Annotated in this window: 28 protein-coding genes; 14 read left to right on the forward strand and 14 right to left on the reverse strand. The window is 40.0% G+C overall.

Annotated features, from left to right (window positions below):
* Positions 1 to 4: 4 nt before the first annotated feature.
* Positions 5 to 1,048, forward strand: a complete 1,044-nt coding sequence (gene hppD / locus ACOB80_RS02120) for a 4-hydroxyphenylpyruvate dioxygenase (protein ID WP_473164150.1) — start codon at positions 5 to 7, stop codon at positions 1,046 to 1,048.
* 89 nt (positions 1,049 to 1,137) lie between these two features.
* On the opposite strand, the gene can is transcribed toward hppD, so the two are convergent.
* Positions 1,138 to 1,743, reverse strand: coding sequence for a carbonate dehydratase (gene can, locus ACOB80_RS02125; RefSeq protein ID WP_473164151.1), 606 nt, complete (start codon positions 1,741 to 1,743; stop codon positions 1,138 to 1,140).
* A 139-nt stretch (positions 1,744 to 1,882) separates the two neighbouring features.
* Between can and ppiC the strand changes: the two genes are divergently transcribed.
* Both ppiC and ACOB80_RS02135 read left to right on the forward strand, forming a co-directional pair.
* Complete coding sequence (gene ppiC / locus ACOB80_RS02130; RefSeq protein ID WP_473164152.1) at positions 1,883 to 2,161, forward strand: peptidylprolyl isomerase PpiC; 279 nt, start codon at positions 1,883 to 1,885, stop codon at positions 2,159 to 2,161.
* A gap of 52 nt (positions 2,162 to 2,213) precedes the next feature.
* On the forward strand, positions 2,214 to 2,504 hold the full coding sequence (locus ACOB80_RS02135; protein ID WP_473164153.1) for an Rdx family protein: 291 nt from the start codon (positions 2,214 to 2,216) through the stop codon (positions 2,502 to 2,504).
* Between the two features lie 64 nt (positions 2,505 to 2,568).
* Here the strand turns inward: ACOB80_RS02135 and ACOB80_RS02140 are convergent, their stop codons facing one another.
* Positions 2,569 to 2,727 (reverse strand): DUF2897 family protein, encoded by a 159-nt coding sequence (locus tag ACOB80_RS02140; RefSeq protein ID WP_473164154.1) that lies wholly within the window; start codon positions 2,725 to 2,727, stop codon positions 2,569 to 2,571.
* Positions 2,728 to 2,954: 227 nt separating this feature from the next.
* On the opposite strand from ACOB80_RS02140, the gene ACOB80_RS02145 reads away from it, so the two are divergent.
* A complete protein-coding gene (locus ACOB80_RS02145) occupies positions 2,955 to 4,121 on the forward strand; it encodes a methyl-accepting chemotaxis protein (RefSeq protein WP_473164155.1) in 1,167 nt (388 codons plus the stop codon).
* Positions 4,122 to 4,134: 13 nt separating this feature from the next.
* Here the strand turns inward: ACOB80_RS02145 and ACOB80_RS02150 are convergent, their stop codons facing one another.
* The 3 genes from ACOB80_RS02150 to ACOB80_RS02160 form a co-directional block, all read right to left on the reverse strand.
* Positions 4,135 to 4,752, reverse strand: coding sequence for a PilZ domain-containing protein (locus ACOB80_RS02150; RefSeq protein ID WP_473164156.1), 618 nt, complete (start codon positions 4,750 to 4,752; stop codon positions 4,135 to 4,137).
* 80 nt (positions 4,753 to 4,832) lie between these two features.
* Positions 4,833 to 5,426: a TetR/AcrR family transcriptional regulator gene (locus tag ACOB80_RS02155; RefSeq protein WP_473164157.1), complete on the reverse strand. Its 594-nt coding sequence runs from the start codon at positions 5,424 to 5,426 to the stop codon at positions 4,833 to 4,835.
* A 9-nt stretch (positions 5,427 to 5,435) separates the two neighbouring features.
* On the reverse strand, positions 5,436 to 6,665 hold the full coding sequence (locus ACOB80_RS02160) for a threonine/serine exporter family protein (RefSeq protein ID WP_473164158.1): 1,230 nt from the start codon (positions 6,663 to 6,665) through the stop codon (positions 5,436 to 5,438).
* An 82-nt stretch (positions 6,666 to 6,747) separates the two neighbouring features.
* Here ACOB80_RS02160 and ACOB80_RS02165 point away from each other — a divergent pair, with 82 nt between their 5' ends.
* From ACOB80_RS02165 to ACOB80_RS02175, 3 genes are all read left to right on the forward strand, one after another.
* Complete coding sequence (locus tag ACOB80_RS02165; protein ID WP_473164159.1) at positions 6,748 to 6,924, forward strand: hypothetical protein; 177 nt, start codon at positions 6,748 to 6,750, stop codon at positions 6,922 to 6,924.
* A 100-nt stretch (positions 6,925 to 7,024) separates the two neighbouring features.
* Positions 7,025 to 7,795 (forward strand): class II aldolase/adducin family protein, encoded by a 771-nt coding sequence (locus ACOB80_RS02170; protein ID WP_473164160.1) that lies wholly within the window; start codon positions 7,025 to 7,027, stop codon positions 7,793 to 7,795.
* A gap of 19 nt (positions 7,796 to 7,814) precedes the next feature.
* Positions 7,815 to 8,999, forward strand: a complete 1,185-nt coding sequence (locus ACOB80_RS02175; RefSeq protein ID WP_473164161.1) for a mandelate racemase/muconate lactonizing enzyme family protein — start codon at positions 7,815 to 7,817, stop codon at positions 8,997 to 8,999.
* A gap of 328 nt (positions 9,000 to 9,327) precedes the next feature.
* On the opposite strand, the gene ACOB80_RS02180 is transcribed toward ACOB80_RS02175, so the two are convergent.
* The 3 genes from ACOB80_RS02180 to ACOB80_RS02190 are packed head-to-tail and all read right to left on the reverse strand — an operon-like array spanning position 9,328 to position 11,507.
* The gene (locus ACOB80_RS02180) at positions 9,328 to 9,789 is read right to left on the reverse strand and encodes an Lrp/AsnC family transcriptional regulator (RefSeq protein WP_473164162.1); all 462 of its coding nucleotides are present in this window, start codon (positions 9,787 to 9,789) and stop codon (positions 9,328 to 9,330) included.
* Between the two features lie 58 nt (positions 9,790 to 9,847).
* Complete coding sequence (locus tag ACOB80_RS02185; RefSeq protein WP_473164163.1) at positions 9,848 to 10,720, reverse strand: amidohydrolase family protein; 873 nt, start codon at positions 10,718 to 10,720, stop codon at positions 9,848 to 9,850.
* A gap of 19 nt (positions 10,721 to 10,739) precedes the next feature.
* Positions 10,740 to 11,507, reverse strand: a complete 768-nt coding sequence (locus ACOB80_RS02190; protein ID WP_473164164.1) for an SDR family NAD(P)-dependent oxidoreductase — start codon at positions 11,505 to 11,507, stop codon at positions 10,740 to 10,742.
* Positions 11,508 to 11,793: 286 nt separating this feature from the next.
* Between ACOB80_RS02190 and ACOB80_RS02195 the strand changes: the two genes are divergently transcribed.
* Entirely contained in the window at positions 11,794 to 12,099 is a 306-nt protein-coding gene (locus ACOB80_RS02195) for a hypothetical protein (protein WP_473164165.1), read from the forward strand.
* A gap of 2 nt (positions 12,100 to 12,101) precedes the next feature.
* Here the strand turns inward: ACOB80_RS02195 and ACOB80_RS02200 are convergent, their stop codons facing one another.
* From ACOB80_RS02200 to ACOB80_RS02215, 4 genes are read right to left on the reverse strand one after another with little or no spacing between them, the layout of a single operon-like run.
* A complete protein-coding gene (locus tag ACOB80_RS02200) occupies positions 12,102 to 13,355 on the reverse strand; it encodes an ATP-binding protein (RefSeq protein ID WP_473164166.1) in 1,254 nt (417 codons plus the stop codon).
* The gene (locus ACOB80_RS02205; protein WP_473164167.1) at positions 13,355 to 14,071 is read right to left on the reverse strand and encodes a response regulator; all 717 of its coding nucleotides are present in this window, start codon (positions 14,069 to 14,071) and stop codon (positions 13,355 to 13,357) included. Before ACOB80_RS02205 ends, ACOB80_RS02200 begins: the two co-directional genes overlap by 1 nt.
* Complete coding sequence (locus tag ACOB80_RS02210; RefSeq protein WP_473164168.1) at positions 14,072 to 14,488, reverse strand: DUF3019 domain-containing protein; 417 nt, start codon at positions 14,486 to 14,488, stop codon at positions 14,072 to 14,074.
* Positions 14,478 to 15,305: a MipA/OmpV family protein gene (locus tag ACOB80_RS02215; protein ID WP_473164169.1), complete on the reverse strand. Its 828-nt coding sequence runs from the start codon at positions 15,303 to 15,305 to the stop codon at positions 14,478 to 14,480. Before ACOB80_RS02215 ends, ACOB80_RS02210 begins: the two co-directional genes overlap by 11 nt.
* Positions 15,306 to 15,509: 204 nt before the next feature.
* Between ACOB80_RS02215 and ACOB80_RS02220 the strand changes: the two genes are divergently transcribed.
* Positions 15,510 to 17,531 carry a beta-propeller domain-containing protein gene (locus ACOB80_RS02220; RefSeq protein ID WP_473164170.1) on the forward strand — a complete coding sequence of 674 codons (2,022 nt, stop codon included), beginning with the start codon at positions 15,510 to 15,512 and terminating at the stop codon, positions 17,529 to 17,531.
* 67 nt (positions 17,532 to 17,598) lie between these two features.
* Here ACOB80_RS02220 and ACOB80_RS02225 read toward each other — a convergent pair whose 3' ends face one another.
* Positions 17,599 to 19,095, reverse strand: a complete 1,497-nt coding sequence (locus tag ACOB80_RS02225; RefSeq protein ID WP_473164778.1) for a dipeptidase — start codon at positions 19,093 to 19,095, stop codon at positions 17,599 to 17,601.
* 169 nt (positions 19,096 to 19,264) lie between these two features.
* Between ACOB80_RS02225 and ACOB80_RS02230 the strand changes: the two genes are divergently transcribed.
* A complete protein-coding gene (locus tag ACOB80_RS02230; RefSeq protein WP_473164779.1) occupies positions 19,265 to 19,750 on the forward strand; it encodes a GNAT family N-acetyltransferase in 486 nt (161 codons plus the stop codon).
* Between the two features lie 77 nt (positions 19,751 to 19,827).
* Here ACOB80_RS02230 and ACOB80_RS02235 read toward each other — a convergent pair whose 3' ends face one another.
* The gene (locus ACOB80_RS02235) at positions 19,828 to 21,465 is read right to left on the reverse strand and encodes a cytochrome-c peroxidase (RefSeq protein ID WP_473164171.1); all 1,638 of its coding nucleotides are present in this window, start codon (positions 21,463 to 21,465) and stop codon (positions 19,828 to 19,830) included.
* Positions 21,466 to 21,695: 230 nt separating this feature from the next.
* Here ACOB80_RS02235 and ACOB80_RS02240 point away from each other — a divergent pair, with 230 nt between their 5' ends.
* From ACOB80_RS02240 to ACOB80_RS02255, 4 genes are all read left to right on the forward strand, one after another.
* Positions 21,696 to 23,180: an ATP-binding protein gene (locus ACOB80_RS02240; RefSeq protein ID WP_473164172.1), complete on the forward strand. Its 1,485-nt coding sequence runs from the start codon at positions 21,696 to 21,698 to the stop codon at positions 23,178 to 23,180.
* Between the two features lie 10 nt (positions 23,181 to 23,190).
* Positions 23,191 to 23,865 carry a response regulator gene (locus ACOB80_RS02245; protein WP_473164173.1) on the forward strand — a complete coding sequence of 225 codons (675 nt, stop codon included), beginning with the start codon at positions 23,191 to 23,193 and terminating at the stop codon, positions 23,863 to 23,865.
* Positions 23,866 to 23,966: 101 nt separating this feature from the next.
* The gene (locus ACOB80_RS02250) at positions 23,967 to 24,203 is read left to right on the forward strand and encodes a hypothetical protein (protein ID WP_473164174.1); all 237 of its coding nucleotides are present in this window, start codon (positions 23,967 to 23,969) and stop codon (positions 24,201 to 24,203) included.
* 121 nt (positions 24,204 to 24,324) lie between these two features.
* Positions 24,325 to 25,428: an OmpA family protein gene (locus ACOB80_RS02255; RefSeq protein ID WP_473164175.1), complete on the forward strand. Its 1,104-nt coding sequence runs from the start codon at positions 24,325 to 24,327 to the stop codon at positions 25,426 to 25,428.
* Positions 25,429 to 25,436: the final 8 nt, after the last annotated feature.

Below are 25,436 nucleotides of genomic sequence, written 5' to 3' on the forward strand. Positions count from 1 at the left end.
ACAAATGACTGACGTGACTAACCCACTAAAATTATGCGGTATTGAATTTACTGAGTACGCAACACCAGATTCTGATTTCATGGAAAAAGCTTTTTATGGCTTTGGTTTTTCAAAAACTCGTCGGTTCAAAAGCCGTGACATCGTTTACTTTAATCAAAACGATATTCATTTCTTACTGAACAATGAGAAAAAAGGTTTTTCTAGCGAGTTCGCTAAGAGCCATGGTCCGGCAATTTGTTCAATGGGCTGGCGTGTAGAAGACGCTGCTTTTGCATTTGAACAAGCAATTGCTCGCGGTGCAAAATCAGCACAGCACGAAGAAAATAAACTTCCTTACCCTGCGATTTACGGCATTGGTGATAGCCTTATTTATTTTATCGATAAGTTTGGTGATAAGGGCTCTATTTATGAAGATGATTTTGAGCTACTAGACAACCCTGTAATCGTTGAAGATAAAGGTTTTAAAGCAGTAGACCATTTAACGAATAATGTTTACCAAGGCACGATGGAGCATTGGGCTAACTTTTACAAAGATGTATTTGGTTTTACTGAAGTACGTTACTTCGATATTAAAGGTGAGCGTTCTGCGCTTGTATCTTATGCCTTACAATCGCCTTGTGGAAATTTCTCTATTCCAATTAACGAAGGTAAAGGTACTAACAACAACCAAATCGATGAGTACTTAGAAGAGTACAATGGCCCGGGTGTACAGCATCTTGCGTTTATTACTGATGACTTAGTTGGTTCATTAGACAAAATCGATAAATCGATTATTGATACGTTAAACATTGTTCCTGAGTATTATGATGATGTATTCGACCGTATTCCTTGGGTAAAAGAAGATAAAGAGCGAATTAAAGATCATCAAATTCTTGTTGATAGCCAAAATGAAGGTTCGTATTTACTACAAATTTTCACTAAGAATATTTTTGGTCCAATCTTTATCGAAATGATTCAGCGTGTAGATGATAAAGGTTTTGGTGAAGGTAACTTTACTGCGCTATTTAAGTCTATTGAGCTTAACCAAATTGAACGTGGTGTACTTTAACACCTTAAAAATGTAAGTTTGATAAGTAGATAAGAATTAAAAAACCTCGCAAATGCGAGGTTTTTTTATGGAAAAATTAAATTCACTAATTAAGCATTTGAGCCGTCAGTAGAGACTTCTAAATCTTTCAAAATACCGTCTTTTAAGTTGTAAACGAAACCATGAACGGTTAATGGCTGCTCACGTTTCCATGCATCACGAATAATTGTGGTGTTGGTTACATTCGCAACTTGCTCAATTACATTTAGCTCACATAGTGTATTAAACCTATCTTGATGCTCTTCAACACTGTCTAATTTTTCTTTATGGAAACGGTACACATCTTCGATGTGTCTTAACCAGTTGTCGATTAAACCATAGTTATCGTTATCCATAGATGCTAATACACCGCCACAGCCATAGTGGCCACACACGATAATGTGTTTTACTTTTAGGTATTCGACTGCGTATTGAATAACAGACAAACAGTTTAAGTCAGTATGAATAACTTGGTTAGCAATATTGCGGTGTACAAATACTTCACCTGGCATTAAGCCCATTAATTGGTTCGCCGGTACACGAGAGTCTGAGCAACCTATCCATAAATACTCAGGGTTTTGTTGTTTCGCTAGGTTGTCAAAAAATTCAGGATCTTCCTGTTTGATCTTTTCTGCCCAGTTGCGATTGTTTTCAAATAGGTGGTCGATATTGCTCATATTTACTAGTACCTCAATTTAATTGATGACATTTTATGTCATTATGGTGCTAAATGTAAATTTCTTATGTTAACAATTAGCATAGATCAGACCAGACAAGGTAGAATAACTGTATTGTCGATTAATCGTAGAAAATGTCATGTCAACTGCCTCAGCACGCCACATATTAGTAAAAGATAGAGAATTAGCCGTCCAGTTATTGAAGAAATTAGAAAAGGGAGCTGACTTTGGTCAACTCGCTAAAAAGCATTCGACTTGTCCGTCAGGCAAGAAAGGGGGAGATTTGGGTGAGTTTCGTCGTGGTCAAATGGTCAAAGCCTTTGATTATGTCGTGTTTAAAAAGCCGGTGCTTAAATTTCATGGGCCAGTAAAAACACGCTTTGGCTTTCATATTATTCAAACTATTTACCGTAGTTAACTATTTTAGACAAAGCACACAAACGTTTTACGAAAGAGAAGCCCTATTAATCATGAATAAAATTGATATCAAATATTGCTCTAAATGCCGTTGGTTAATGCGCTCTACTTGGATGGCGCAAGAGTTATTGACGACGTTTGAAGGCGATATTGACGAATTAAGCTTGTTGCCTGGAACTGGTGGTATTTTTGAAATATACGCCAATAATCAGCGCGTTTGGTCGAGAAAAGAGCAGGGCAGGTTTCCAGAAATTACTGAATTAAAGCAAGTTGTTCGCGATGCGATTGCGCCGGAAAAAGACTTGGGCTGTATCGATCGTAAGAAGTCGGCCAATAGTAAATAAGTATAGAAATATAACCGCTATTTAGGTCATTGTGACCTGTTATTTTGTCAAGAATGAAGAGCTGTTATTTAAGTGTCTGATCCTTTTTCTGCTGGCTTGCTTCTCTCGCTTTTATTCGCGCCTTTTGCTCATCGGTTAAATGAAATTTTTTTGCCGATTGTTTTAATAACAATATCCCTCCGACAATTAGGGCTAGTGCTAATACCAATACTACATATAGCATGTTTATACTCCTAAGCATAAAACTCCAGAAAGGTTGTTCCTGCTAATTTTACCTCTGTTTGATGGTTATTTATAACTTTATCTTTCCTTAAAAGTGACTTTATTTTTACTTAAAAGTTGAAAAGTAGTCGCTTATTTTGTCAATTAACGGTAAGTTTAAGTACGTTTCTCACCAAGCATACCTATTAGGTTGCTGGTTCGATTAATAACAAATACAACGGGAACTTTATGGGAAATCAACTTCATATCAAATTGTTATTACCATGTGCTGTGGTAGGCGTGTTAGCGATTATTGTCGCCATGATTTTTATTGAACACCTTAGTGCCACTGGTTTAGTGACTTTCTTAGTTGCTACATTGAGTGTTCAGCTTATCGCAAGCTTCTTGTTTTTTAATCAACAAATCAGCCAACGACTTCAACAATTAAACCGTTATATGGATCAGGTCATTAGCCCTGATACTGCTCCTAGCTCACCTATTTCTGACGCTAGTCAAGATGAACTGGCTGGTTTAACGAATAAACTAAGTGGTTTTGTTGAGAGTTTGGCTGGGGTGGTTGCTGATATTCGAAAAGAATCAGAGCAGTTGCGTCAAGGTGCTGGTTCTTTGACTAGCCAAATTAGTGATTCTGTAATGGCTGTTGATCAATCGAGTGAGCAAATTAGCCAAATGGCGGCTTCAATCGATGAAGTAGCATCGACGTCAGGTGCATTATCGCAAAGTGCCAGCGAAGTGAGTGAAACTGCTAATCAAGTATTAGATTTACTTTCTCAAGGTCGCCAATCTTCAGATACTTCACAAAAGACGATTGAAAACTTCGCGCAAGAAGTGACTGGTATGGCCAACGATCTTGCTTTATTGCAAGAGGAATGTGCGCGCATAGGCACCGTACTTGACGTTATCCGTGGTATCGCAGATCAAACCAACTTATTGGCATTAAATGCCGCGATTGAAGCTGCTCGTGCTGGTGAACAAGGGCGTGGTTTTGCCGTTGTTGCAGACGAAGTTAGAGCGTTAGCACATCGAACCCAAGAGTCTACTGTTGAAATCCAATCAATGGTAGAGGGCTTACAAGACAAGTCTGACAATGCAGTAAATGCGATTACTAAAGGCCAAGCGCTAACGCAAGACAGTCTTGAACAGTCAGAAAAAGTTGTTGATGCATTGACGCAAATTGGGCAAGTATTCACAGAAGTTAACTCGCTAACAACACAAATAGCGAGTGGTACTCAAGAGCAGCAACAGGCAACTGCTTCAATGAATGACAATATGGCTGCTGTAGTCTCGTTAAGTGACGATATTAACCAGGGCTTAAACAAAGTGGCTGAGCATGCAGAATTGCAAAAAGCGACTTCCGAAGAAGTTGATACAACGCTAAATAGAGTATGTGTCTAACTAAAAACTAGCGCTAGCTATCATCTTGTTGTTGCTGGCGCTCTTGAGCAAGTTTATGTAAATCGCGAGATTGTTTATGTAGGCTTGCTCGAATTAACGCGTCACGATCTTCTTCTCGAATAAAGTGAAACAAGGCTTTAACTTTATAGTCAGAGTCACCGGCCTCTTCAATAGCGCTTACTTCAATTACTTCAACATAGCTATACACAGCGCAGTTATCGCTACGAATAAAAAGCTTAGCTTCTAAAAATTGCCCCACTTCATAAGGGCTAGTACTGCTAAACACTAAACCACCACCACCAAAACTTAATCCCGTTCTACGGTTATTTTCGGTATCTTCTTGATTGAGTATATAACTCATCATCAACTCTATTTTCTGTCCTTGATGATTGAGATAGTCAACCAATTGGCCTGCAACTCCGGACAAAGCCTGTAATGGCTTTAACATGGCTTGATCTAAAGAAGCCATTTCACTGGCCATTTTAAAGGAGCCAGGAATGTTCTCTATAAACTGACTGAAGCTAGTAACTTGTGCTGAGGCTATCGGGGTTATATTGACTGTAAACCTGTGTTCAATAGAAAAAAACTCATCATACTGCGCTAGCTTAGTGTTATCAGTTGGTGTCGTCATTTGGTTCGCGGCTAAAGTGGAAGGTAACTTAAATTATGTCGGATATTTTAAGATAAGACAATATAGGGTCATTGCTACCTTTAACGTTGTAAAAACAAATCGATGGCGCATTCACACATGTCTTCAATACTTGATTGTTCAGTGTATACGCCATCAATCATTAGTTTAGCTATACCATGTAATGTGCCCCAAATGACTTGAGAAGTTCTTAAAGCTGAATGGTCATCGGAAAGTAAGCCTAGGGATTGCCAGTGCTTCATCATTTCAACTTGAAATTGGAAGGTAGGGTATGCAGCGTCTTTTAGAGACTGATTGCTTCCTTGGTCTTTCCAAAGAGTCCGGCCAAACATCAAGTCGTAGAGGTGCGCGTTTTGGGTAGCAAATGATAGGTAGCCAAAAACGAAGTTACGAACCTGCTGTTCCTTTGTCACTTGTGAACTAAATATTTCTTTGGCTTCCTCTTGCCAACGCTCAAAGCCAAGCGCAGCAATCGCACACAAAAGTTCGTGCTTATCTTTAAAATGGTGGTAGGCAGCTGTACGAGATACGCCAATTTCTAATGCTATTTTTCTTAACGATAAGGCGTCCAAACCACCTTGCTCTAGCATGGTGGTCGCGGTTTCTAATAGTACAGGGCGTAAATCGCCATGATGATAATTGGACTTTTTTAGCATTAATTGATCTTATAAGGTTTTACGTGGTGGAACCACAACATTAGCGAAAATAAAGCCTGCCACTAAACACATAAAGATTAAAAACGCTTGGGAGCCAATATCTGTAGTGTTTGCCATTATCATTTTCCCTGACACTGCATTGTTTAGCCCCATGTAAACTTTACTCCCAGGAACAAGAACAACTAGCCCTAGCAGTTTTACTATACTTGTTGGCAGTTGCATGACTCGCGAGAATACGTTGCTATAAATTCCCAAGGCAAACGCGCCGACAAATGCTCCTAATGTCGTCCCGAGATACATCGCACCCCAAACACTAGCACCATAAGCAACATAGCCAGAAATTATGCCCCATGGCGCGTCTTTGATACGCGACCTAAACAAGACGACTAGACTAATAGACAGGGCCGTAACAGCCACCCAAGCAGTCCAGCCAGGTACCGTAGGCGTAGGTTGATACTCTGCCATCCCCCAGATACTTGCACCTATGGTTAATCCTAACACTGCGCCAAAATACAGTTTAAAAATCACCATAACCGCATCCATAATACGCGCAGTTCCTGCGACTAGATTACGGGCAGCTAGCTCAGATAAACCAAGAGTAAGAGCCAAACCAGGAATAAAGGCAATCACCGCAGAAAGGATCAGTAATGGGGCATTGATGCTGGGATCATAGAGTGTTAGCGCCGAAGCAAACAAGGCACAGGTTAGTGCTGAAACAGGTTCAAGCATTTCAGTGACACGCTTGGAGCGTTCTGACCAAAAGACAAATATACTTACCCACATACCTAATATGGTTGCCCAAAATACCTCATGCCAGTTACTTTTCATCAATAAAGCAAATGCGCCACTTGATGCACCGAAAGCTAAAAAGGTTAAAAATCTTCCGTAAGGGTTAGGTTTGTTGGCTATTTCATCTAAACGTTCTAGCGCTTCCTGGAGCGTTCTTTGTCCAGAGCTTAACTCGTCAACTAACTCATCTGTTCTAGCTAAAGACCCTAAATCTAGCTCTCCTGGAACCACACGAACAATATGGTTATATTCTTGGTTTTCTTCGTTATCAGAAAGAATAAACGTTAGTGATGTCGGCGTTACAATAAAGTTGGCATATACGCCTAAAAAGTTGGCAACATTCTGCAGATGAGCCTCCATTCGATACGCGGGCGTACCGAATTTATGCAGCGCTTTCCCTAGCCTGATTATAAAGCGTCTTTTCTCATGAAAGTCATCTAGATTGGTCATTAGCACCTCGAAACCAAAAAAAGCGTTAACACCTTGATATTTTATGATAACTTTACCATATCGCAAATTTAGATTTTTTGATATGACACTATTAATTATATTAGGTCTAGTGTTTGCAGGGGTCGCCCTCATGGTGGTATTTGGTGAGCGATTCGGTAAACCAATGGAACCTGAGCAACAACAAAAACTGTCACGAATTGCCACAATACTGGTATTTGTGCTGTTAATTGTCGGCGCACTAAAGTTAGCTTTTGCATAACATAGAACCCCTTAGCCTCAAGATTCTCTGTTAATATCTAACAGCTTTCACTACAATCTAGCCCACTAGTTTTGAGCTTTTATGCACAAAAGGTTTTCTTATGTTCGACATTCCCGCTTTACAGTTAGAAAATAAAGTCTCTGATATCGAGTGGCAAACTCGCGTTGATTTAGCAGCGTGTTATCGGCTTGTTGCTTATCATGGTTGGGACGATTTAATTTACACACATATTTCCGCGCGGATTCCTGGTACAGAGCATTTTTTGATTAATGCTTTTGGCTTGGCATTCGAAGAAATCACCGCGTCTAACTTAGTTAAAATTGATCTAGCTGGAAATATTGTCGACCCAGATAGTCCATTCGAAATAAACCCTGCGGGGTTCACCATTCATAGTGCTATTCATGAAGCGCGCCACGACGCTATGTGCGTATTGCATTTACACACTAACGAGACTATTGCCATTGCCAGCTTAGAAGAAGGGCTATTGCCTTTAAGCCAATATGCTATGTTTGCTTTAGCGTCGATGAGTTACCACGACTATGAAGGTCTTGCCGTGAATGAGGATGAAAAGCTAAGACTGCAGCAAGATTTAGGTGATGCGAACTTTATGTTATTGCGAAATCATGGTGGCCTGACATTAGGGCAAACCATAGGTGATGCATTTATGCATATGTACGATTTAACCCGCGCATGCCAAGTTCAAATGCAAATTATGTCAACAGGCATGGAACCTATCATGGTCGAACAAGCCATTGTTGACGGAATAAAAGCACAAGCCAACATTGTTCACACTGGTTTAACTGGCGGGCAGAAATCTTGGCCTGCCATGCTAAGACGTGCTTACCGATTAGATCCATCTTTTGCCAGTTAAGGCTATTTGAGAGAATTCGATGAAAATTACCCATATTGAAATATTTGATATCTATTGCCCTGAGCGCCCACCGTGGAACCCTGTTTTTGTGCGTATTCACACCGATGAAGGCATCTCAGGTGTCGGTGAAGCAGGCTTAGCTTACGATTGGGGGCATAGCGCAGCAGCTGCGATGATAAAAGAGATTGCTGAAGCGGTATTGATTGGCTTCGACCCCTTTCAAACTGAGTTACTTTGGTCGCGTATGCTACGTGAGAGCTTTTGGGGCTTAGGTGGTGGTCCAGTGCTTTATTCTGCTATGAGTGCAATAGATACTGCGCTTTGGGATATTAAAGGTAAAGCATTAGGCGTACCTGTTTATCAATTGTTGGGTGGAAAAGTTAACGACAAACTACGTACTTATGCGAGTCAATTACAGTTTGACTGGGATAAAGAATGTAAAAAGTTGATAGACCCTCAAGAGTATGCTGAAGCTGCATTAAAAGCGATGGCTGAAGGGTATGACGCGGTTAAAGTTGATCCTATCGTATATAACCAAGATGGAAGCTCTTCTTTTGATCGCACTAAGTTATTTACTAAGCCGCAAATGCGCTTATTTGGCGACAGGTTGCGCGCGATTCGTGATGCAGTCGGTGAAGATGTTGATATTATCTTTGAGTCGCATTCTCTTATGGGCGCTGCTTCTGCCATTCAAATGGGTGAAGTGATCGAAGAAGTGGGCTGCATGATGTATGAAGAGCCTGTTAATTATTTGAATTCGAAAGTGCATAAAAAGGTGTCTGACCGCGTTAATGTCCCTATTGCCGGTGGAGAGCGCTTATACCATCGTTGGGATGTTCGTCCGTATTTTGAAGACCAAAGTATTGATGTTTTACAACCGGACGTTGGTTTATGTGGTGGTTTTACTGAAGCGAAGAAAGTTTGTGACTACGCCGATACTTACGATATTCGTATTCAAGCCCATGTATGTGGTGGTCCAGTTGCAACGGCAGCTTCTTTGCACTTAGAAACAGCTATTCCTAATTTCCTTATTCATGAACACCATACATACGCTATTAAAGCGTGGAATCGTGAATTATGTATTCAAGACCCACAGCCGAAAAATGGTATTTTCCAAGTCTCTGAAGCGCCGGGAATTGGTATTGAATTAAATGATGAAGTTGTTAAGCGTTCGCCTAATGTAACCGTTAAAGCGCTTAAGTAATTAAACTAGGGGGTGTTGATCTTTCTAGGCTGTTTTTGCAGCAATTTATCATGTTTTTATACAAGACAGAGCTTATGCCATGTGGTTATTCCACATAAATAAGCGATAACGCAGTAGAAAGGCATGATAAATGCTGTCCTTTGGATTCGTTTAAATGCACTTTTCTCATTGTTACTTGCTCTGTGCGTAGAATAACTATGCGTATCACAAGTGCCGCGATAAAAATGCATTTAATTCGAACAAAATTCAACCATGATAGATCAACACGCCCTAGCAATACAAAGTTCTCGAGAAAAAGGCGAAGTAGAAAGCTTCACCTTTTTTTGCTTTATTTTACGTAATCAACAGGAAGGGCAGTCGTATATTTGATTTCTTCCATGGCGAAGCTTGAACTAATATCGGCGAAGCTTGCTTTATCAATTAACCGTTTGTAGAAGCTGTCATACGCTTTCATATCTGACACTACTACACGTAGCAAATAATCAACATCACCGCTCATTCGATAAAATTCAACGATTTCCGGAAATTCTTGTGCAGTTTTAGCAAATTCATCTAACCATTGTGGATTATGTTGATTAGTGCGCACCATGACAAAGACGGTTAAGCCCACATTGAGCTTTTCTGCATCAGCCAGTACTACTCTGCCACGAATAACACCACTTTTTTCCATGGCTTGAATTCGACGCCAACAAGGTGTAGTCGATAAACCAATTCTACTGGCGATATCACTCACTGATAACGTTGCGTCCTGCTGTAGTATCGATAGAATCTTTTTATCAAATTTATCCATGTGTTACTTGGCTCTTAATAGGTTGCAGCTCGTTACTTTGATGTCATTGGAATAGTTGCTAGAGCTTATACCACTGACGCGCATTGTCGTAACATAATGTTTTTACGAGCTTTGTGTCAATTTTTTCGATAAGTTCAACCATAGAGTGCCAATACGCTTGATAACTGGTGGAAAATAAGGTCAAAGGAAAGTTGCTTGCAATCATCACTCTATGATCACCAAAAGCTTGTAAACAATGCGATAAGACCGTCTGTTGCCAGTCTTGTTGATATTGTCTATTGGTCATTTCCCAGCCAGAGCATTTGATGGCAATATTTTTTAACGTTGCCAATCTATTGAGTTGCTGAGCCCATATCTTCCAGTTGTCAGAGCCCGAATGCTCAGGCGGAAAGCCGGCATGGTTCAAAACAACGGTAACATCAGGGTGTTGTGAAATTAATTCATACACTTGTTGGCTATTTTCAAGGTTGCCAACAGGGTATTGGCATTCGAAAATTGAATTAAACTTTGCTAGTTCAGTGAAGTTTGCGTGGCAATTTTTATGACTCAGGATAGAAAGTGCGTCTTCATCAAGAATATGTCGAACGCCAGCAAAGTTACTTAACTTTCGCATCTTATTTAATCGGCTTTTAAAGTCAGCTGGCGGTAAAGTCAAATCAATAGCACCAATCGCTTTGTGCGGCATGCTAACCGTATTTTTTAACCAAGAAAGTTCTCGTTCTCCGCAGGTATTATCAAATCCTGCCTCTATATGGACAAAGCCCATTAAATTAAGTGGTAAAGGTAACTTTAGATGACCTTGGTCAAAATTTTTCGCGATTAAGGGTTTGTCAGGCCAATGGGGTGGGTTGTTATTTTTAAGCCAACCATAATCACCAAGTGTTAAATCAAACAAATGAAGGTGCGGGTCAATGATATTTATTGTTGTCATAGTCTTGTGCATTCAGCAATTATTGTGCGGTATAACCACCATCGATTACCTGTAAGCTACCTGTGATAAATTGCGACTTATCTGAGGCTAGAAAGGCGACTAGTTCTGCGACTTCTTCTGGTTTACCTAGTCGGTTTAGCGGTTGAAGCGCTGCTTCCTCTTGGTGCACTTGCTGCTTGTCTGCTCCCGAACGTTGGCAATAATTGTTAATCGCTTTGTGATACAGGGGCGTTTCAATTGTCCCTGGGCAAACCGCGTTTGCTCGAATCGAATACGGCGCATAATCGATGGCGGTAGTTTTAGCAAGTGATGCCAAAGCGGCTTTGCTCATGTTGTAAGCACAAGAGTTTCCTTTAGCAATTAAGGCCTGATCAGAAGAAACAATAACGATAGAGCCTTTGTTTTTAGCTTTCATGTAAGGAACACTTGCCTGTATCGCAGAAAAAGCACCCTTAACGTTGATATTAAATACGTTTAATAGATCTTGTTCCGAGGTGTTTTCAATATTTGCGGAAAAATGAATGCCAGCATTACATACTAAGGCGTCAATACCACCATATTCTTGTACAATCGAATTAACAGTATCTGTAACTTGCTGGTGATTAGTCACGTCACACTGCTTAAATGAACCGTATTTGCCAGGATTTATGTCTAGGTTGAAAATGTTAAACCCATCTTGCTCGAGTTTATATGCGATGCTTTCTCCAATGCCAGAACTTGCACCGGTAATTATGCACACCTTTTTTGTCATTTCTGAGTACTCGTCGTTTTTTTTGTCATCATACATTGAAATGATTCTATTCGCATGCCTGTTCAACTAGCTCAGGTAATGTTAGCTCCTTTAATGTTCAGCTAATAAATACTCGAACATTGCTGACTTGATTTTGAGCAAATAGCAAAAAGCTTTGAAAGTGATTGACCAGATTAAAAATAAACAATTTTTTCTTAAAATAAAGTGTACGAATTCTTGTTTTATTTTAGTTGCGTCATACACTTAATACTGTTAGTGTTGTTCCGTTAGTAGGTGAACTAATCAGATTTAATCAATATTTTCAATAAGCTAAGGACAGTTTATGCTTCATTACCTCTTTTTATGGAATGCAAAAGAACTTGAATCGCTGACTCCGTCACAGAAGTTTGATGCGATTTCCGCTGCTGTTCGCCTTTTCAAACAAGATAAACAAGTCGATTTTTTGGGGCGTGAGCTACTTGTACTTGCTGCAGCGTTGCTACCAGCCATTATCATATTTATTAATTTTAATTTAATTTTCGCGACTATTATGTTTATTGTTGGTGCGTTTATTTTGGAAGGGTTTTTAACGAAAAGTGAAGTGCCATTTGTTCGCGAGTTTTTGAGTTCTAAAAAGGTCGACTATTAACGTCAAAAGTTTCCCTTTTTATCAGACAAACGAATCGTAAATTTAGCACCTCCTAAATTAGAACTTCCTACCTCACAATCACCGTCGTGCCACAAACTCGATTTTTTTACTATTGCTAACCCCAAACCGTAGCCGCCTTGTTGTTTGTTTCTACTTTTGTCTACGCGGGAGAAGGGGGCAAAAACATGAGGCCACTCATCTTGGTCAATCCCAGACCCATCGTCTTCTACGACAATGGTTAAATAATGGTTCTCTTCTATCACAGACACTTTGACTATAGATTTAGCGTAACGTAAAGCATTGGTAATTAAATTTTGACAGGCTCGTTCTACTAGCTGTGCGTTACACACCCAAAAAATACTTTGTTGAGAAGTTGCAATGTCTATTTTAACGTTACTGCTTCTAGCGTGTTTTAGACCTTGTTGCTCAAGTAATTGGACGATATTAACTTCAGCAAATGCTTGTTGTGCAGCAACATGTTCCAATCGAGCGTAATCAAGCATTTCTTGCACTAAATGCTCAATTTCTTCGACATCGTTTTCAATGTCTTCTAGCTGCTCTTTTTCGATATTTGTTAATAATGCTAGTGAGAACCTAAGGCGTGATAGCGGTGTTCTAAGTTCATGAGAAACAGCGTTAACCAAATACTTTTGCTCGCTTAATAACTGGCTGATCCTGTTGGCCATTTTGTTTACTGTTCGTACTATAGGGTAAATAGGAGAATGATGTTTAGCTAGCGGTTGCGGGCTAAAATCATTATTATCAATGCGTTGCGATATCGTGGTTAGTTGATTTAAGTCTCGCCAAACAGGGCGTGTCCACAGAGCAATTACAATCGCTAATAATCCATAAGATAGTAGTTTAAGTAACCACACGTTACCTTCTGAAGGGCTTAATTGTTCAAATGGACCTATTTCGATGAGTTTATCTAGACGAGAATGGTAAAAATAGAATAAGGCGTTACCACTAGAATCAAAGTTAACGACAACTTCTCCGTTGTCTAACTGTTTTTGTTGTTCAGGTAACCAGACAAAATCTTGTGGTGACTTCATCGTTATTGTCCCTAAATTATCGTCAATGCTCTGTGCTTGCTGATTAATTAACGGGATGATAACGCGTTGAATCATTAACTTACTGTTCGCGAGTTCACTGTTGGACTCTTGCTGAATGCTTTGCCATACTTGCTCTGCTGTCCAGTTTATTAACAAAATCCCTAAAATAATGACTAGGTATAAGCTTAAGAATAGTCTGAGCATCAGGTAGGTTCTATTTCACTTTCGTTGCCCCAAGCCGTAGTACTAAATTGATAGCCTTTGCCCCAGACAGTAATAATTTTGTATGGGTTAGCGGTGTCGTCGTCTAGTTTTTTTCTTAATCTTGATACTCTAACGTCAACACTTCTATCTAAACCATCATATTCACGACCAATCATTTTTTTGTGAATGTAGTCTCTGCTTAATGGCTCTCCCGCGTTATTTGCTAACAGCCAAAGAAGGTCAAATTCATGGGTAGTAAGCTCGAGTAATTGTTGGCGGTAATAGACTTTACGTGCTGTTCTTTCAACGGTAAGTTCACCATACGAAATTGAATCAGCTTCAACGGGCTTTTCAGCACTGATTCGTCTTAACACAACATTGATATGCGCTAACAATACATGAGGGACAACGGGCTTAATAATATAGTCGTCTGCCCCAATTTCCAGCCCTAAAACATGATCAAAGTCACTGTCTTTCGCCGTTAAGAATATAATGGGGTTGTTATAATAACGGCGAAGGTTTTTACATATAGTAAATCCGTCCATTTTAGGCAGCATAATATCTAAAATCACGAGTTCAGGACACAGTGCTAATATTTTCTCTGGTGCCTGATATCCAGTGTTGAGCACTGTCACTTTAAAGCCATTTTGACTCAAGAACTTCTCGATTAAAGCTGCAAGCTTTAAGTCATCTTCAACTAAGACAATATGCTTCATTTAAAAAAAACTCCATTGCGCCCGTAATCTGCGACGATATTGCGTTGAAGAACTTGAATTCACTTGTACTTTTTGTTGTGCAACTAATTCGCCATTTGCTAATTTTAGCGAAAAAATCATGTCTGAATTTAAGCTAACATCAAATTGTTGGTCAGCATAGTTCTTTCGTTGCCAACATAATAACAGCTGATCATCTTGAAAGAAGCAAACATCGATCGCTTGCTCGCTCTGCCATTTTGCGTTGATCGTCATTTGACAATTGTCGCCTTGATTTCTAACCACACAGGTGAGCGGTTGAATGGTTAACTGCACTCTTGCGTCATTTGTACTCTTCGAATTAGCAGCTGACGCTATAGCGTTAAAAGGCAATGCGCTAGAAAGTAGAATAAGCCAAAATCCCTTGACTTTAGAAAACATAGACGGCACCTAAAAATGCTGAGGTGATATTTGAGTCGTTGACCAGAGGGCTATTTCGTACCTCGCTAGAAAGCTTTTCATAGCGAATATAGCTGTGAAGTTTCCAGTTAGTCGACAAATGATTCGCAAAGTTAATTGATATAAAAGGGTTTAATCCGCTTTCAGTTTGATAATAGAAACTAGGGTCCACATTGTCACTTGCGCCAATACCGTAATAGTAATTAATTAATTCCTTGCTTTGCCAGTGCACACCAGCACCAAAGCGAAATTGGCTATGAGCAATGAAAGAGGGTGTCCAGTTGTAATAGTAACTGAGTTGACCATTAAAACCATTGTAGGCAGAGTTTACATCATGCAGTATTTGTAGTTTTACTTCTGATTTTTCGCCAATAAACCAATTTAGCTGCAGCCCTGCGTCAAGTGCCCATTTTCTATTACTTACATCTTGAATGTCGATCGATAGCGGAATAGCTTGATCCGTTACTGTTTCGAATACGCTGGGTAGTAAGAGGTGAGTAGGGCTCCAGTCAGAAAAAAAAGCACTTTCGCGATTCAGTTGCGTAACTGCACTCACAACGATATTAGGGTGCTGAAAAAAAGAATAACCAATTTGGTTATTCTCAATATAAAAGCGTTCTTGGTAGTAATGAATATAAGGCAGAACAACTAAAGGAAAGTTACTGCCACCTACTAGTGGGTTTGTTAGTGTTCCAGCACCTAAACCAACGGATATCTCCCATTCGCCTATAGCCGCGCAGTCTTCACTTGCTTCAGCGCATTGGCCATAGCTAGGAGTGCTTGCAAGTATTGTGATCAAAAAAGTTACAAAAATTAAAACAGATCTATTCAAAGGGAAAACGACTTCATTCTATGTTCTGATGGATACTCTACCATTGATGACAATTGTTACTAGAGCTGATTACACAAAATTACATTTGATAGCATTTGGCAACGGTAAAAATGACCCGTTTCGCTAGTCTAGATTGTGATTAAATTTACAACGATTCAAGGAGAGTGAAAAATGAAGTCAAGTCATTTGGGGTTAGCTGTGTTAGCACTTAGTATAGTTGGATGCGGCTCAGATAGCGCAACGAGCAGTGAAACCTTTATACCCGTTAGTCAAGTACCTGAACTGAATAGTTCATCAGTGAAAACTGAAAAATTAAAAACTGCGACTCAATGGCAATTCGAACGTCATGTTAAGCAGGGGATTTATTTGCGGAGTCAAAATGAATATCAAAACATTTATTTAGGGCAGCCAGAAGCTGTTGATTCTAGTTCCGAGTTCTCAACAACCAATGTACAAGAAAACGGCGTTGATGAAAGCGACAGAGTGAAGTTTGATGGTGAGCATTTATTTATCGTCAATGAGGAAGTGCCTTCTATGGTTGCTGCTGATGTCTTGGTGCACACTTATTCTGATGTTCGTGTAATGCACAGGGCGAATAATGGCGATATGAAGGAAGTAGGCCGCATAGAAGTACCTTTTGAGCAGCAGAAAATCAATGAACTTTATTTGAACAACAATACGCTAGCTGTGCTGGCAAGTGAAGCCAGTATTGGTATTTTAGAATGTTTTGCGGCTGATTGCTTTTGGCCACAAGAGCAAAATTTCTCTGTGACTTTGTTTGATGTGAATAATGGCTCGGATAGCACTGAAAAGGTTGCTTGGGAGTTTGATGGCCAGCTAATTGATAGTCGTAGGATAGGCAACAAAATTTACTTAGTAAGTCGTTACACTCCACAATTAGACGACATTACTTATGAAGAAAAACAGCAAGAACAAGTCAATAAATATAACCGGATCATGCAAACGGATTTAGTTGACATCATGCCTAAATATCGCGACGACACCGGCCAAGAGCAAGCTATGGTAAATAATAATAATTGTTTGTTACCTGTTTCTACGCAAATTAACGATGGTTTTGACGGCATGGTTAATATTACCGTGCTAGATATTGAGAACCCTACTCAAGTAGATAGCATTTGTATTAACTCAGATATACAAGGTATTTATAGTGCGAAAAATGCGCTGTATCTATATAGCACGCGATATGAATTTACTGATGAACAAGAAACTGAGCAATCAATCATTCACAAGTTTAGCCTAAATGACAGCTTACCCAGTTATCAGGCGTCAGGGTTGGTTGATGGACGATTTAATTGGCACATGTCAAATTTAAGGTTTAGTGAATACAACAATGATCTTCGCGTAGTCACTACGTCTGGTCACAGAGGACCAGGATTTAATCATAAGCTATATACGCTTAGGCAAGATAGCGATGAGCTTAAAGTGATCAGTCAATTGCCTAACGATACTTTCCCTACTTTAATCGGAAAAGTTGATGAAAATGGTTTGGTGCAAGAAGATATTGAAGCAGTTCGCTATTTTGGTGAGCGTGCTTTTATTGTCACCTTCTTAAGAATAGATCCTTTGTATGTAATAGACCTATCAGATCCATTTACTCCTAATATAACGGGCGCTTTAGATGTTCCGGGTTATTCGGCTTATTTGCACCCAATTAATGAAAATCTGCTGCTGGGAATAGGGCAACAAGTAAATGCTGGTCAGGTAGGAGGTAATGCGAACCCTACTATTCAGGGCGCTAAGGTGTCGTTGTTTGATATTTCAGATAGCGAATTTCCTCGTGAATTAAACACGCTAGTATTTGCAGATGCGTATACGCCTGCCGAGTACGACTATAGAGCGTTATCGGTGTTAAAAACCACAGATGGTGCAACGCGATTTGCTATGCCTATTGAGCGTTGGCTAAGTGAAAGTGTGCAAGACGAAAATGAAGAATATACTCGTTGGTTCTCAGAGAACTCTTTGGCAATGTTTGAAGTCAATCTAAATGGAACTTCGCCTAATTTGCTAGACAAAGGCTTGATTTTAGCGGAGAAAGATGAGCCGAATAATTGGTCTGGTGGCAGTTGGTATGATAGAAGCCTGATAGTAAGTGATTCTATTTATTACATTCATCAAGGAAGAGTATGGCAAGGCACCTGGGGGCAATCTGATAGTGGTAGCGGTCCTTATTAACATACTTGAGCGTTTAATTAAAAAAGGCGCTTATGTTTAACCAAGCGCCTTTTTAATGGTTGATAACTTATTGTGCAAGCTCGACAAAAGCTGCTGTGTACATTTTTAAGTTAAGCACAAACTGTTCTTCGGTAATAAATTCGTGCTCAGAATGCCCAGTATACTTCTTTCCTGGCATTGATGGACCGAAGGCAACAGCACCTGGAAAGAGTCGGGAATTTGTGCCGCCACCAATCGAAATTGGTTTTGCATCTTTAATACCTGTGTAGTGAGAAAAAACAGCCAGTAACGTATCGATATGGGCAGACTCTTTTTGCACGAATGGGTCGCCAATATAATGATTAAGCTCTTTTACTTTCGCTAAGTTCTTCAATTTCCATTTAGCGACAGCATCGGTGACTTCTTGGTGTAAAACGACACCAGATTTGCCTTTAGGCCGACGAATGTTAATGTTTAATTCAACATTATTGTCATGTTGTTTTATAACGGTTGGTGATACTGTCATTGGTCCCATAAAGTCATCGCGATAGGCAATGTTGCCAAATTTCTTGCCTTCTAACCCTAAGCCAATATTATCGTTAAGAAAGTTAACTAAGGTGCCCGCACCATTATTTGGCCATCTTTTATCTGAGAGTAAATGGGCTAAATAAGGAATGGCATTAACACCTTCTTGAGGTTTTGAAGAATGAGCCGACTTACCTAAAGCAGAAATCGTGAGACGCGTGCCTTCAAGATTAAAGTCATAGTTAATCTCTTTGATCGTTTGCGCTTTTGCCATTAACTGCTGCAGGTATTTAACGGAAGCGTTTTCAATGATAACTTTTGCATCTTCAGGAATTTGTGAACCAAAATAGCCGCCTTCAAAGTGACTAACATAAGGGTCAATGGAAATGGTTTTGACTTTTTCAAAAGCGAATTTTAATGTGCCATAGCCTTTTTCTGCAGTTACTACTGGGTATTCTGCATCAATAGTAATGTTGGTTTGCGGCAACTCATTGTTTTTCACGTATTCTTGTAAAGGCGCCCAATCAGATTCTTCAGCCATATAAACATATAACTCAAGACGTTTTTTTAACACTATGCCTTTATCTTTTATTGCTTTCATTGCATAAAGCGCTGTAGAAATAGGACCTTTATCATCTTCGGTTCCTCGAGCAATTAATTTTCCCGGCTCACTTTCTCGATCTAATTCAAATGGGGATTTCGCCCATTTTGCTGGATTAGCGGGCTGAATATCGCCATGGGTGATTATGCCTACTCGCTCGTTACTTTCACCTAATCCAATAATAACGAGATAGCCTTTGTCTTGATAATCTAAGCCGAGATCATTGGCTTGCTTTTTTAGCGCGTTTTTAAAGGCGATATGTTCAGGATTCTTCGGCGAAGGAATTCCCTCTACCGCCACGGTATTGTATTTAACTAGTTCAGCTAAACTAGACACCATAGCGTCTGAATATTGGTTAACAGCATAAGTTGCAGTGTCGGTTGCGGTTTTAGTCAATTGTGCCGCATGCGCAGACATACTGAGGGTTAAACTTAATGCGATTGAAGATATTGCCGTCATGGGGAAGCGAAAATTCACAAGTTCTCCTTAAACTTAAACTAAGAGTGAGTTTTATGAACACTATACTGGTTAATGGTTCCATAAAACAGATACACTTAATAGCTACGCTAACCTACACAGTTGTTACGTAAGTAATTAACTGTGTTTCTGTTTTTTGGTGATTGGGTGAATTATGACTATTATTAAAATCCGTACTGCAGTTGAATCAGATGCAGAGCTAATTTTACATTTTATACGCGAGCTTGCTATTTACGAAAAAGCTGAGCATGAAGTCTTAGCAACGGTAGATTCGATTAAAGCGTCGATGTTCGGGGAACAATCTGGTGTCCATGGTCTGATTTGTTTAGCTGATGACCAACCAATTGGCTTTGCCGTGTATTTCTACAATTACTCAACTTGGTTGGCTAAACCAGGGTTATATTTAGAGGATTTATATGTCTCGCCAGAGTATAGAGGTCAAGGTGCAGGCATAGCTTTACTGAAGAAATTAGCAAATATAGCGCTAGAAAATAACTGTGGTCGGTTTGAATGGAGTTGTTTAGATTGGAACACACCGTCTAGAGAATTTTACGAAGCACTTGGCGCAGAGCCTCAAAGTGAGTGGATAGGTTATCGCATGTCGGGTGATACGCTGGTCAACTTTGCAAAAAGCTAAGGCAATAAATTAGGTGAAAAGAGCGCAAAGCTAGAAATTTGCGCTCAAGTTTAGCAGTGACTTTGAAAAGTTATAATTTATAACAAGTCACCTTGTTCATTGACTGCTTCTAACGCTTGGTCATCTGGAAAGTTAGCGATATCTTCTACACTAAGAAGCCAAGGCGACATGCACTCTTTGTTTTTCACGCAAGGATCGGTAAGGGCTCTTAAAAAGTCAGCTACTTGCACTATTTGCTCTTGTGATAGTCTAACTCTCGCACGAAAAGCTGCTCTTGTTTCAATATCATTTCTTCGACCTGCTTCGAGAAAATCAACAACTTCAAGGGAGTTTGCCAATGCATTAGGGAATAGTTGCTCGCAACTTGTTTGATGTTTCTGCGTTAATCGTGTTATTTGCGGTAGGCGACAATAAGGTGAGTCTTCAGCAATTTGCGGTTGTACGTCATTAGCACCAAACAATCTTAATACTGACTCTCGTGGATTAACATAATGAGCAACGACTTCTTCTAATGTTTGATAAGCACCCGTATGTCCATAAGGTGCCGACATTTCGATGTTAAGTAATCCAGGTGTTCTAAAGTGGTACTTGTCGGCGTCATTATTGGTGATATTTGCACGGCCAAAGTCTTGGTCGCTGCCATTTACACCTGTGTTTCCTTTACCAGTCCCAAACTGAGGGAACCCAACTAAATGATGGCGTTCATTGGAAAAGTTATCACCGTTATGGCAAGCAATACAGCCTGCACCACCTTGCTGAGTAGGCGTAAAAAACAAAGCCGCTCCAGCTTTTTGATTCACGGTTAATGCATCTTGCTCACCTTGCAAGTAGCGTTGCCATGGCGAGTTAACAAATACCAGTGAATTTTCGTAGGCTGCTATCGCATCAAAAACTTGATTTTGATCTATGGTACTTTGCTGATAAACGGAGCTGAATTCTGCTGGCCAACTAGAAGCAATTGATGCTATATCGTCATTAAGACGGGATACTAGTGCTTGACGCAATTCACTATTTTCAGAGTCCACCATGAAAGTACCGCGCATTTCTTCAACAGATGTTACGGGGAATCTTGCTTGAGCATCAACTAGGCTGGCATTTTGCGGGATGTTTTCATCTGGACGACGTCGATTGTTATCATCAATAATCGAGTCTGGAGTTGCAATTCTACCGTTACGTAATCGTTCGATACGACTATCCCAAAATAAACCACGATCGTACAAAGTGAGGTTGAAAATGCTTGGCGAGTTTCGAGGTACAACAGGAATATTGTTTAAGCCATTGAAGCGGCCTAAACCTAACAAGTTATGGGCGCTATTGTTGTTCATATCAACAGCTGCAACACCAACCGGTAAAGAAAGGTCATCTGCACCACCAAGCAACGGGTGGTGGCAGCTCACACAAGCCACACTTTGTTCGCCACCCAAATTTTTACTGAAAAACAGTTTTTTGCCTAGCTGAACTTTAGGATCGGTAACTGGCAGTACCGAAAGGCTTGAGGTGTCAATTGCTTGTAATCCTTGTTGCAATATTATTTCTGCAAGCTCTTGGTCAAGGTCTTCTTCTATAATTGGCGCAGGCGCTGGCGGCTGAGGTCTAGGTTGTGTTCTAGGTGGCGGGTTAGGTCGTGCTTCTTGCGCAAGTGCAGGCACTAATGTGCTGCTAAATGACAGTAATACTAAAACAAAGGTAACGAAAGTAGATACTGGCTTACTCATCTTGATACTCTTTTTGTTGATACGTCTTAGTTACACTTTAAAAGGCAAATGTGCAGCAAATGTGCAAACAATAGTCAAATTTTGACAATAGTGTTCGATTTGCTAGGGAAATTGGCGTCGACATAGTAAGGTTTAAATACAGCCAGCGTAGAGTAAATGGCTGCATTCAGGCACCTTAGCCTATTTGTTTTTCAGAGCGTTATTAACGCCATGACAGTTTTTTATTCACGATGAAAATACAGCAAAAACTTTTTAGCATTTTTACCTTTTTTACTGTTGGACTAGTGTTAGTGCTTGTGTTCGCTATGCAATGGTCTATCAATAGTGGCATGGTGGATTATGTTAATCAGAAAGAGGTTGAAGCGTTATCACCTGTGAAGGATTCTTTGCAAGAACACTTCACTCAAGTAGGCAGTTGGAAGGTGCTTGCTGATTATCCAAGGCGATTTGATCGAATAATTCGCCAGTCATTGCAAGGTAATGATGTTATTTCCCCACCGCCACCTAGGCCGCCTCATAAAGATAAAAGACGAAAGCCACCAAGGCCACATGAACGAGGACAATCTGTTGCGCCTAATAGGGTGGGGAGCAATTTACCGCCAAGAGAGCGCCCAAGTGAATTACCAAAGAAAAGACCCATGATTAGTTTTGCCCTTTTAGATGTAAACAAACAGCGTATAGCAGGGGACTATCCGGCGCATAAAAGATTTAATTTTGTTGAGCTAAATCATAACCAAGAATTGGTGGGCTACTTGGCAGTCTCCAAACGAAAGCATGTAATTGCAGGATATGAGTTGGATTTTATCGAGCAGCAACGCCAGCATTTATGGTGGTTTGCCATTGGCGTGTTAGTCGTGACGTTATCCATTACTTTGCCGTTAGCAACGCATTTTTTGAACCCTATTCGAGCGCTAGCTAATGGCATGTCAAAGCTGACTAAGGGAGACTTTCAGCAACGACTTAACTTTAAGCGTAAAGATGAATTCTCGCAGTTATCGCGTGATTTTAATCAACTGGCAACAACACTAGATTCAACTGAAGCTGCGCGGAAAAGGTGGCTTGCCAATATCTCTCACGAACTTAGAACCCCTGTCGCTATTATTAAAGGGGAGTTAGAAGCGATGATAGATGGCATTCGCCCTTTATCAAAGCAACAAGTAAGTTCTTGCCACCAAGAGGTAAGTCACTTACAGCGTTTGATAGAAGATTTACATACACTGACTAGTGCTGATATTGGTGGAATGAGTTTTCGCAAAGAATCAGGCGATCTGATCGAGTTTTTACATCATGAAAGCCAACGCATTCAATGCTATTTGGCTAATGAAGGGTGGGAATTAGAGTTAAAATTACCGAAAGAGCCGGTGGTGTTGAATTTTGATAGCACGCGAATTTGCCAGCTTTTAGAAAACCTTGTGAGCAACAGCGTTAAGTATGCTGAAGGCGGGAGTAAGTTAACTATTAGAGCGGACCTTGTGAAACATAACAATCAGCTTGAGCTAGTTGTTGAAGATGATGGCTGCGGTGTAGAAGAATCTCAGCTGCCCTTGTTATTTGAACACTTGTTTCGTGGTGATGGTGCCCGCCAAGGGCGGCTAGATGGTTCTGGGTTAGGTTTAGCTATTTGTTCCCATATTGTACAAGGTCACAATGGTAGTGTAGTGGCCAAGCAGAGCTTAGCAGGCGGCTTAGCTATTGTTATTACCCTACCGTGTTAGAGAGAAGTATATGTCTGAGAAAATATTAATTGTTGAAGATGAGCGAAAGATTGCCGATTTACTGGCTGACTATTTTCGAGCTGCACATTATCAAGCTGATTGCCTCTACGACGGTGGCAACGTCATCGACTGGGTAAAAAGTAAACCTGTGGACGCTATTATTCTAGATGTGATGTTGCCTATAAAAGATGGTTTACAACTCTGTCGAGAAATACGCTCTTTCAGCGAAGTACCTATTTTAATGGTGACGGCACGCGTGGAAGAGGTTGATAGATTACTCGGATTAGAATTAGGCGCAGATGATTATATTTGTAAGCCCTTTAGTCCAAGGGAGGTAGTTGCGAGAGTTAAAACTGTACTTAGAAGAGTGTCTTCGACACCGCAAGAGCTAGAAAGTACTGACGGTATAACAATTGATCGTGACAAAATGCAGGTGGCATACCAAGGAAGCGTATTACAACTGACAGCTGTGGAGTTTCATTTAATCGATGTATTGTCTAGGGAGCCAGGGCGTATTTTTTCTCGACAACAATTAATGGATAGCATGTACCAAGACAGTCGCATAGTTAGTGATCGCACGATAGATAGCCATGTGAAAAAGCTAAGAAAAAAACTGCAAACAATTGCTCCAGAGCATGAATGTATTCATTCAGTTTACGGTGCTGGTTATCGATTCGAGCAATAAACATAGCGCATGATTGTGTGCAAACCTCTATAACAGATAAATTTTATAATTGTTCTATACTTGTGGAAGTTGTTTCTATTTTTACTTTTAGGAAGGCGAACGTGAGTAAAGAAATTAACATTATTAGCCAGCAAGACCTTGATGAACTCTTGCGAATTAATGAATTTATTGGACAGGAAGACGAAAACTCTTTAGTACATGAATTAAAGCAAGCAATTTTAGACTCGGGTAAGCTTGAACTCCACCAATGGCAATCGTTACGTGACCATATTCGTGAGATAGAAGAGCTTATTCCTCATATCGATTTAATTATCAAATTAAAAAAAGAAAAAGCATAAACGCAAATTATTGGGTTTTCATACGATAAAACTGGCATCTGCTCAGATTTAATATAAAATTCTTCTCTAATTAACAGAAAGTTAAATTAATTTACAATAATACAATGATAGGGAAGCTCTCATGCGCTTAAAGTCTTTTGAAAAACTCGCGTTAGCATTAGTATCTTCGGTTGCGTTTGCAACGAGTGCTGTTGCAGATTCGCAAACGACTGGTGAGAAACAAGTTGGTAACGTTTATGTTGGTGGTCACGGGATTTTTATCAATATTGACGATGATCGTCGATTTAAGCCAGACCAGTATCAATCTACACTTGATTATGCCTCTGGTGCAGGTTTTGAATTAGGTTATCGTGCCACAGCTTGGTCGGAACTTCGTCTAAGTTTTTCACATTTAAATATAGATACCGAGAAAGAAGGCTATAACGTTCCTAGCGGCGACAATGCGGCTTTTGACCTATTGTATTTCCCGTATCAAGAGAGTTTTTATGTATTAGCTGGTTTGAATGTTCTTGATATCGAAGGCTCTCAGTATGCCTTGGGTTTAGGTGGAGGATACCGCTATCACCTAAGTGATCGTGCATCTGTTTATTTTGAAGCGCAAGCTGTATATGAGCTTGACCAAAGTTACGAACATGGTTTGGCGAAATTGGGGTTTGTTTATTATTTTGGTGACAACAATAAGCCTGTATCACGTAAGTCTGAAAAGCCTAAAGCGGTAGCGCCTGCTGCGGTTGCAGTAAAAACTGTTCAAGAAAAAGATAGCGATAACGACGGTGTGTTTGATAGCAAAGACCAATGTCCTAATACACCCGTGTCAGATCGCGTAGATAGCCAAGGATGTACTCAATTTGAGTCGGTTGAGTTAACTAAATCTCTTTCGATCAACTTCGACAACGACAAAGACATCATCAAGCCTAAGTATGAAAGTGAAGTTGCTGAACTTGCTGAGTTTATGAACAAGTATAGCCATGTAAACGTAACGATAAATGGTCATACATCATCTCGTGGTGATGCTACTTATAATCAGCAATTATCTGAAAAGAGAGCACAAGCGGTTGTTGATATGCTAACAAACAAATTTGGTATTTCTTCAAACCGTTTAAGTGCATACGGTCACGGTGAGAATCAATTACTAGAGTCAGGTAATTCTGAAGCAGCTCATGCAGCAAATAGAAGAATTGAAGCGAAAGTGTCGGTTAAAGTTAAACAAGCTGTTAAAAAGTAGTGCTATTT

The organism is Thalassotalea coralli (genome assembly GCF_055786205.1).

Coding starts and splice junctions, on each gene's coding strand:
- ACOB80_RS02180 (WP_473164162.1), bottom strand. CDS start 9,789: ATGGATAAATTTGATAAAAAGATTCTATCGATACTACAGCAGGACGCA.
- ACOB80_RS02220 (WP_473164170.1), top strand. CDS start 15,510: ATGAAGTCAAGTCATTTGGGGTTAGCTGTGTTAGCACTTAGTATAGTT.
- ACOB80_RS02135 (WP_473164153.1), top strand. CDS start 2,214: ATGAATAAAATTGATATCAAATATTGCTCTAAATGCCGTTGGTTAATG.
- ACOB80_RS02140 (WP_473164154.1), bottom strand. CDS start 2,727: ATGCTATATGTAGTATTGGTATTAGCACTAGCCCTAATTGTCGGAGGG.
- ACOB80_RS02245 (WP_473164173.1), top strand. CDS start 23,191: ATGTCTGAGAAAATATTAATTGTTGAAGATGAGCGAAAGATTGCCGAT.
- ACOB80_RS02165 (WP_473164159.1), top strand. CDS start 6,748: ATGACACTATTAATTATATTAGGTCTAGTGTTTGCAGGGGTCGCCCTC.
- ACOB80_RS02235 (WP_473164171.1), bottom strand. CDS start 21,465: ATGAGTAAGCCAGTATCTACTTTCGTTACCTTTGTTTTAGTATTACTG.
- ACOB80_RS02205 (WP_473164167.1), bottom strand. CDS start 14,071: ATGAAGCATATTGTCTTAGTTGAAGATGACTTAAAGCTTGCAGCTTTA.
- ACOB80_RS02210 (WP_473164168.1), bottom strand. CDS start 14,488: ATGTTTTCTAAAGTCAAGGGATTTTGGCTTATTCTACTTTCTAGCGCA.
- ACOB80_RS02175 (WP_473164161.1), top strand. CDS start 7,815: ATGAAAATTACCCATATTGAAATATTTGATATCTATTGCCCTGAGCGC.
- ACOB80_RS02190 (WP_473164164.1), bottom strand. CDS start 11,507: ATGTATGATGACAAAAAAAACGACGAGTACTCAGAAATGACAAAAAAG.
- ACOB80_RS02145 (WP_473164155.1), top strand. CDS start 2,955: ATGGGAAATCAACTTCATATCAAATTGTTATTACCATGTGCTGTGGTA.
- ACOB80_RS02240 (WP_473164172.1), top strand. CDS start 21,696: ATGAAAATACAGCAAAAACTTTTTAGCATTTTTACCTTTTTTACTGTT.
- ACOB80_RS02195 (WP_473164165.1), top strand. CDS start 11,794: ATGCTTCATTACCTCTTTTTATGGAATGCAAAAGAACTTGAATCGCTG.
- ACOB80_RS02170 (WP_473164160.1), top strand. CDS start 7,025: ATGTTCGACATTCCCGCTTTACAGTTAGAAAATAAAGTCTCTGATATC.
- ACOB80_RS02225 (WP_473164778.1), bottom strand. CDS start 19,095: ATGACGGCAATATCTTCAATCGCATTAAGTTTAACCCTCAGTATGTCT.
- ACOB80_RS02185 (WP_473164163.1), bottom strand. CDS start 10,720: ATGACAACAATAAATATCATTGACCCGCACCTTCATTTGTTTGATTTA.
- can (WP_473164151.1), bottom strand. CDS start 1,743: ATGAGCAATATCGACCACCTATTTGAAAACAATCGCAACTGGGCAGAA.
- hppD (WP_473164150.1), top strand. CDS start 5: ATGACTGACGTGACTAACCCACTAAAATTATGCGGTATTGAATTTACT.
- ACOB80_RS02150 (WP_473164156.1), bottom strand. CDS start 4,752: ATGACGACACCAACTGATAACACTAAGCTAGCGCAGTATGATGAGTTT.
- ppiC (WP_473164152.1), top strand. CDS start 1,883: ATGTCAACTGCCTCAGCACGCCACATATTAGTAAAAGATAGAGAATTA.
- ACOB80_RS02255 (WP_473164175.1), top strand. CDS start 24,325: ATGCGCTTAAAGTCTTTTGAAAAACTCGCGTTAGCATTAGTATCTTCG.
- ACOB80_RS02160 (WP_473164158.1), bottom strand. CDS start 6,665: ATGACCAATCTAGATGACTTTCATGAGAAAAGACGCTTTATAATCAGG.
- ACOB80_RS02155 (WP_473164157.1), bottom strand. CDS start 5,426: ATGCTAAAAAAGTCCAATTATCATCATGGCGATTTACGCCCTGTACTA.
- ACOB80_RS02200 (WP_473164166.1), bottom strand. CDS start 13,355: ATGCTCAGACTATTCTTAAGCTTATACCTAGTCATTATTTTAGGGATT.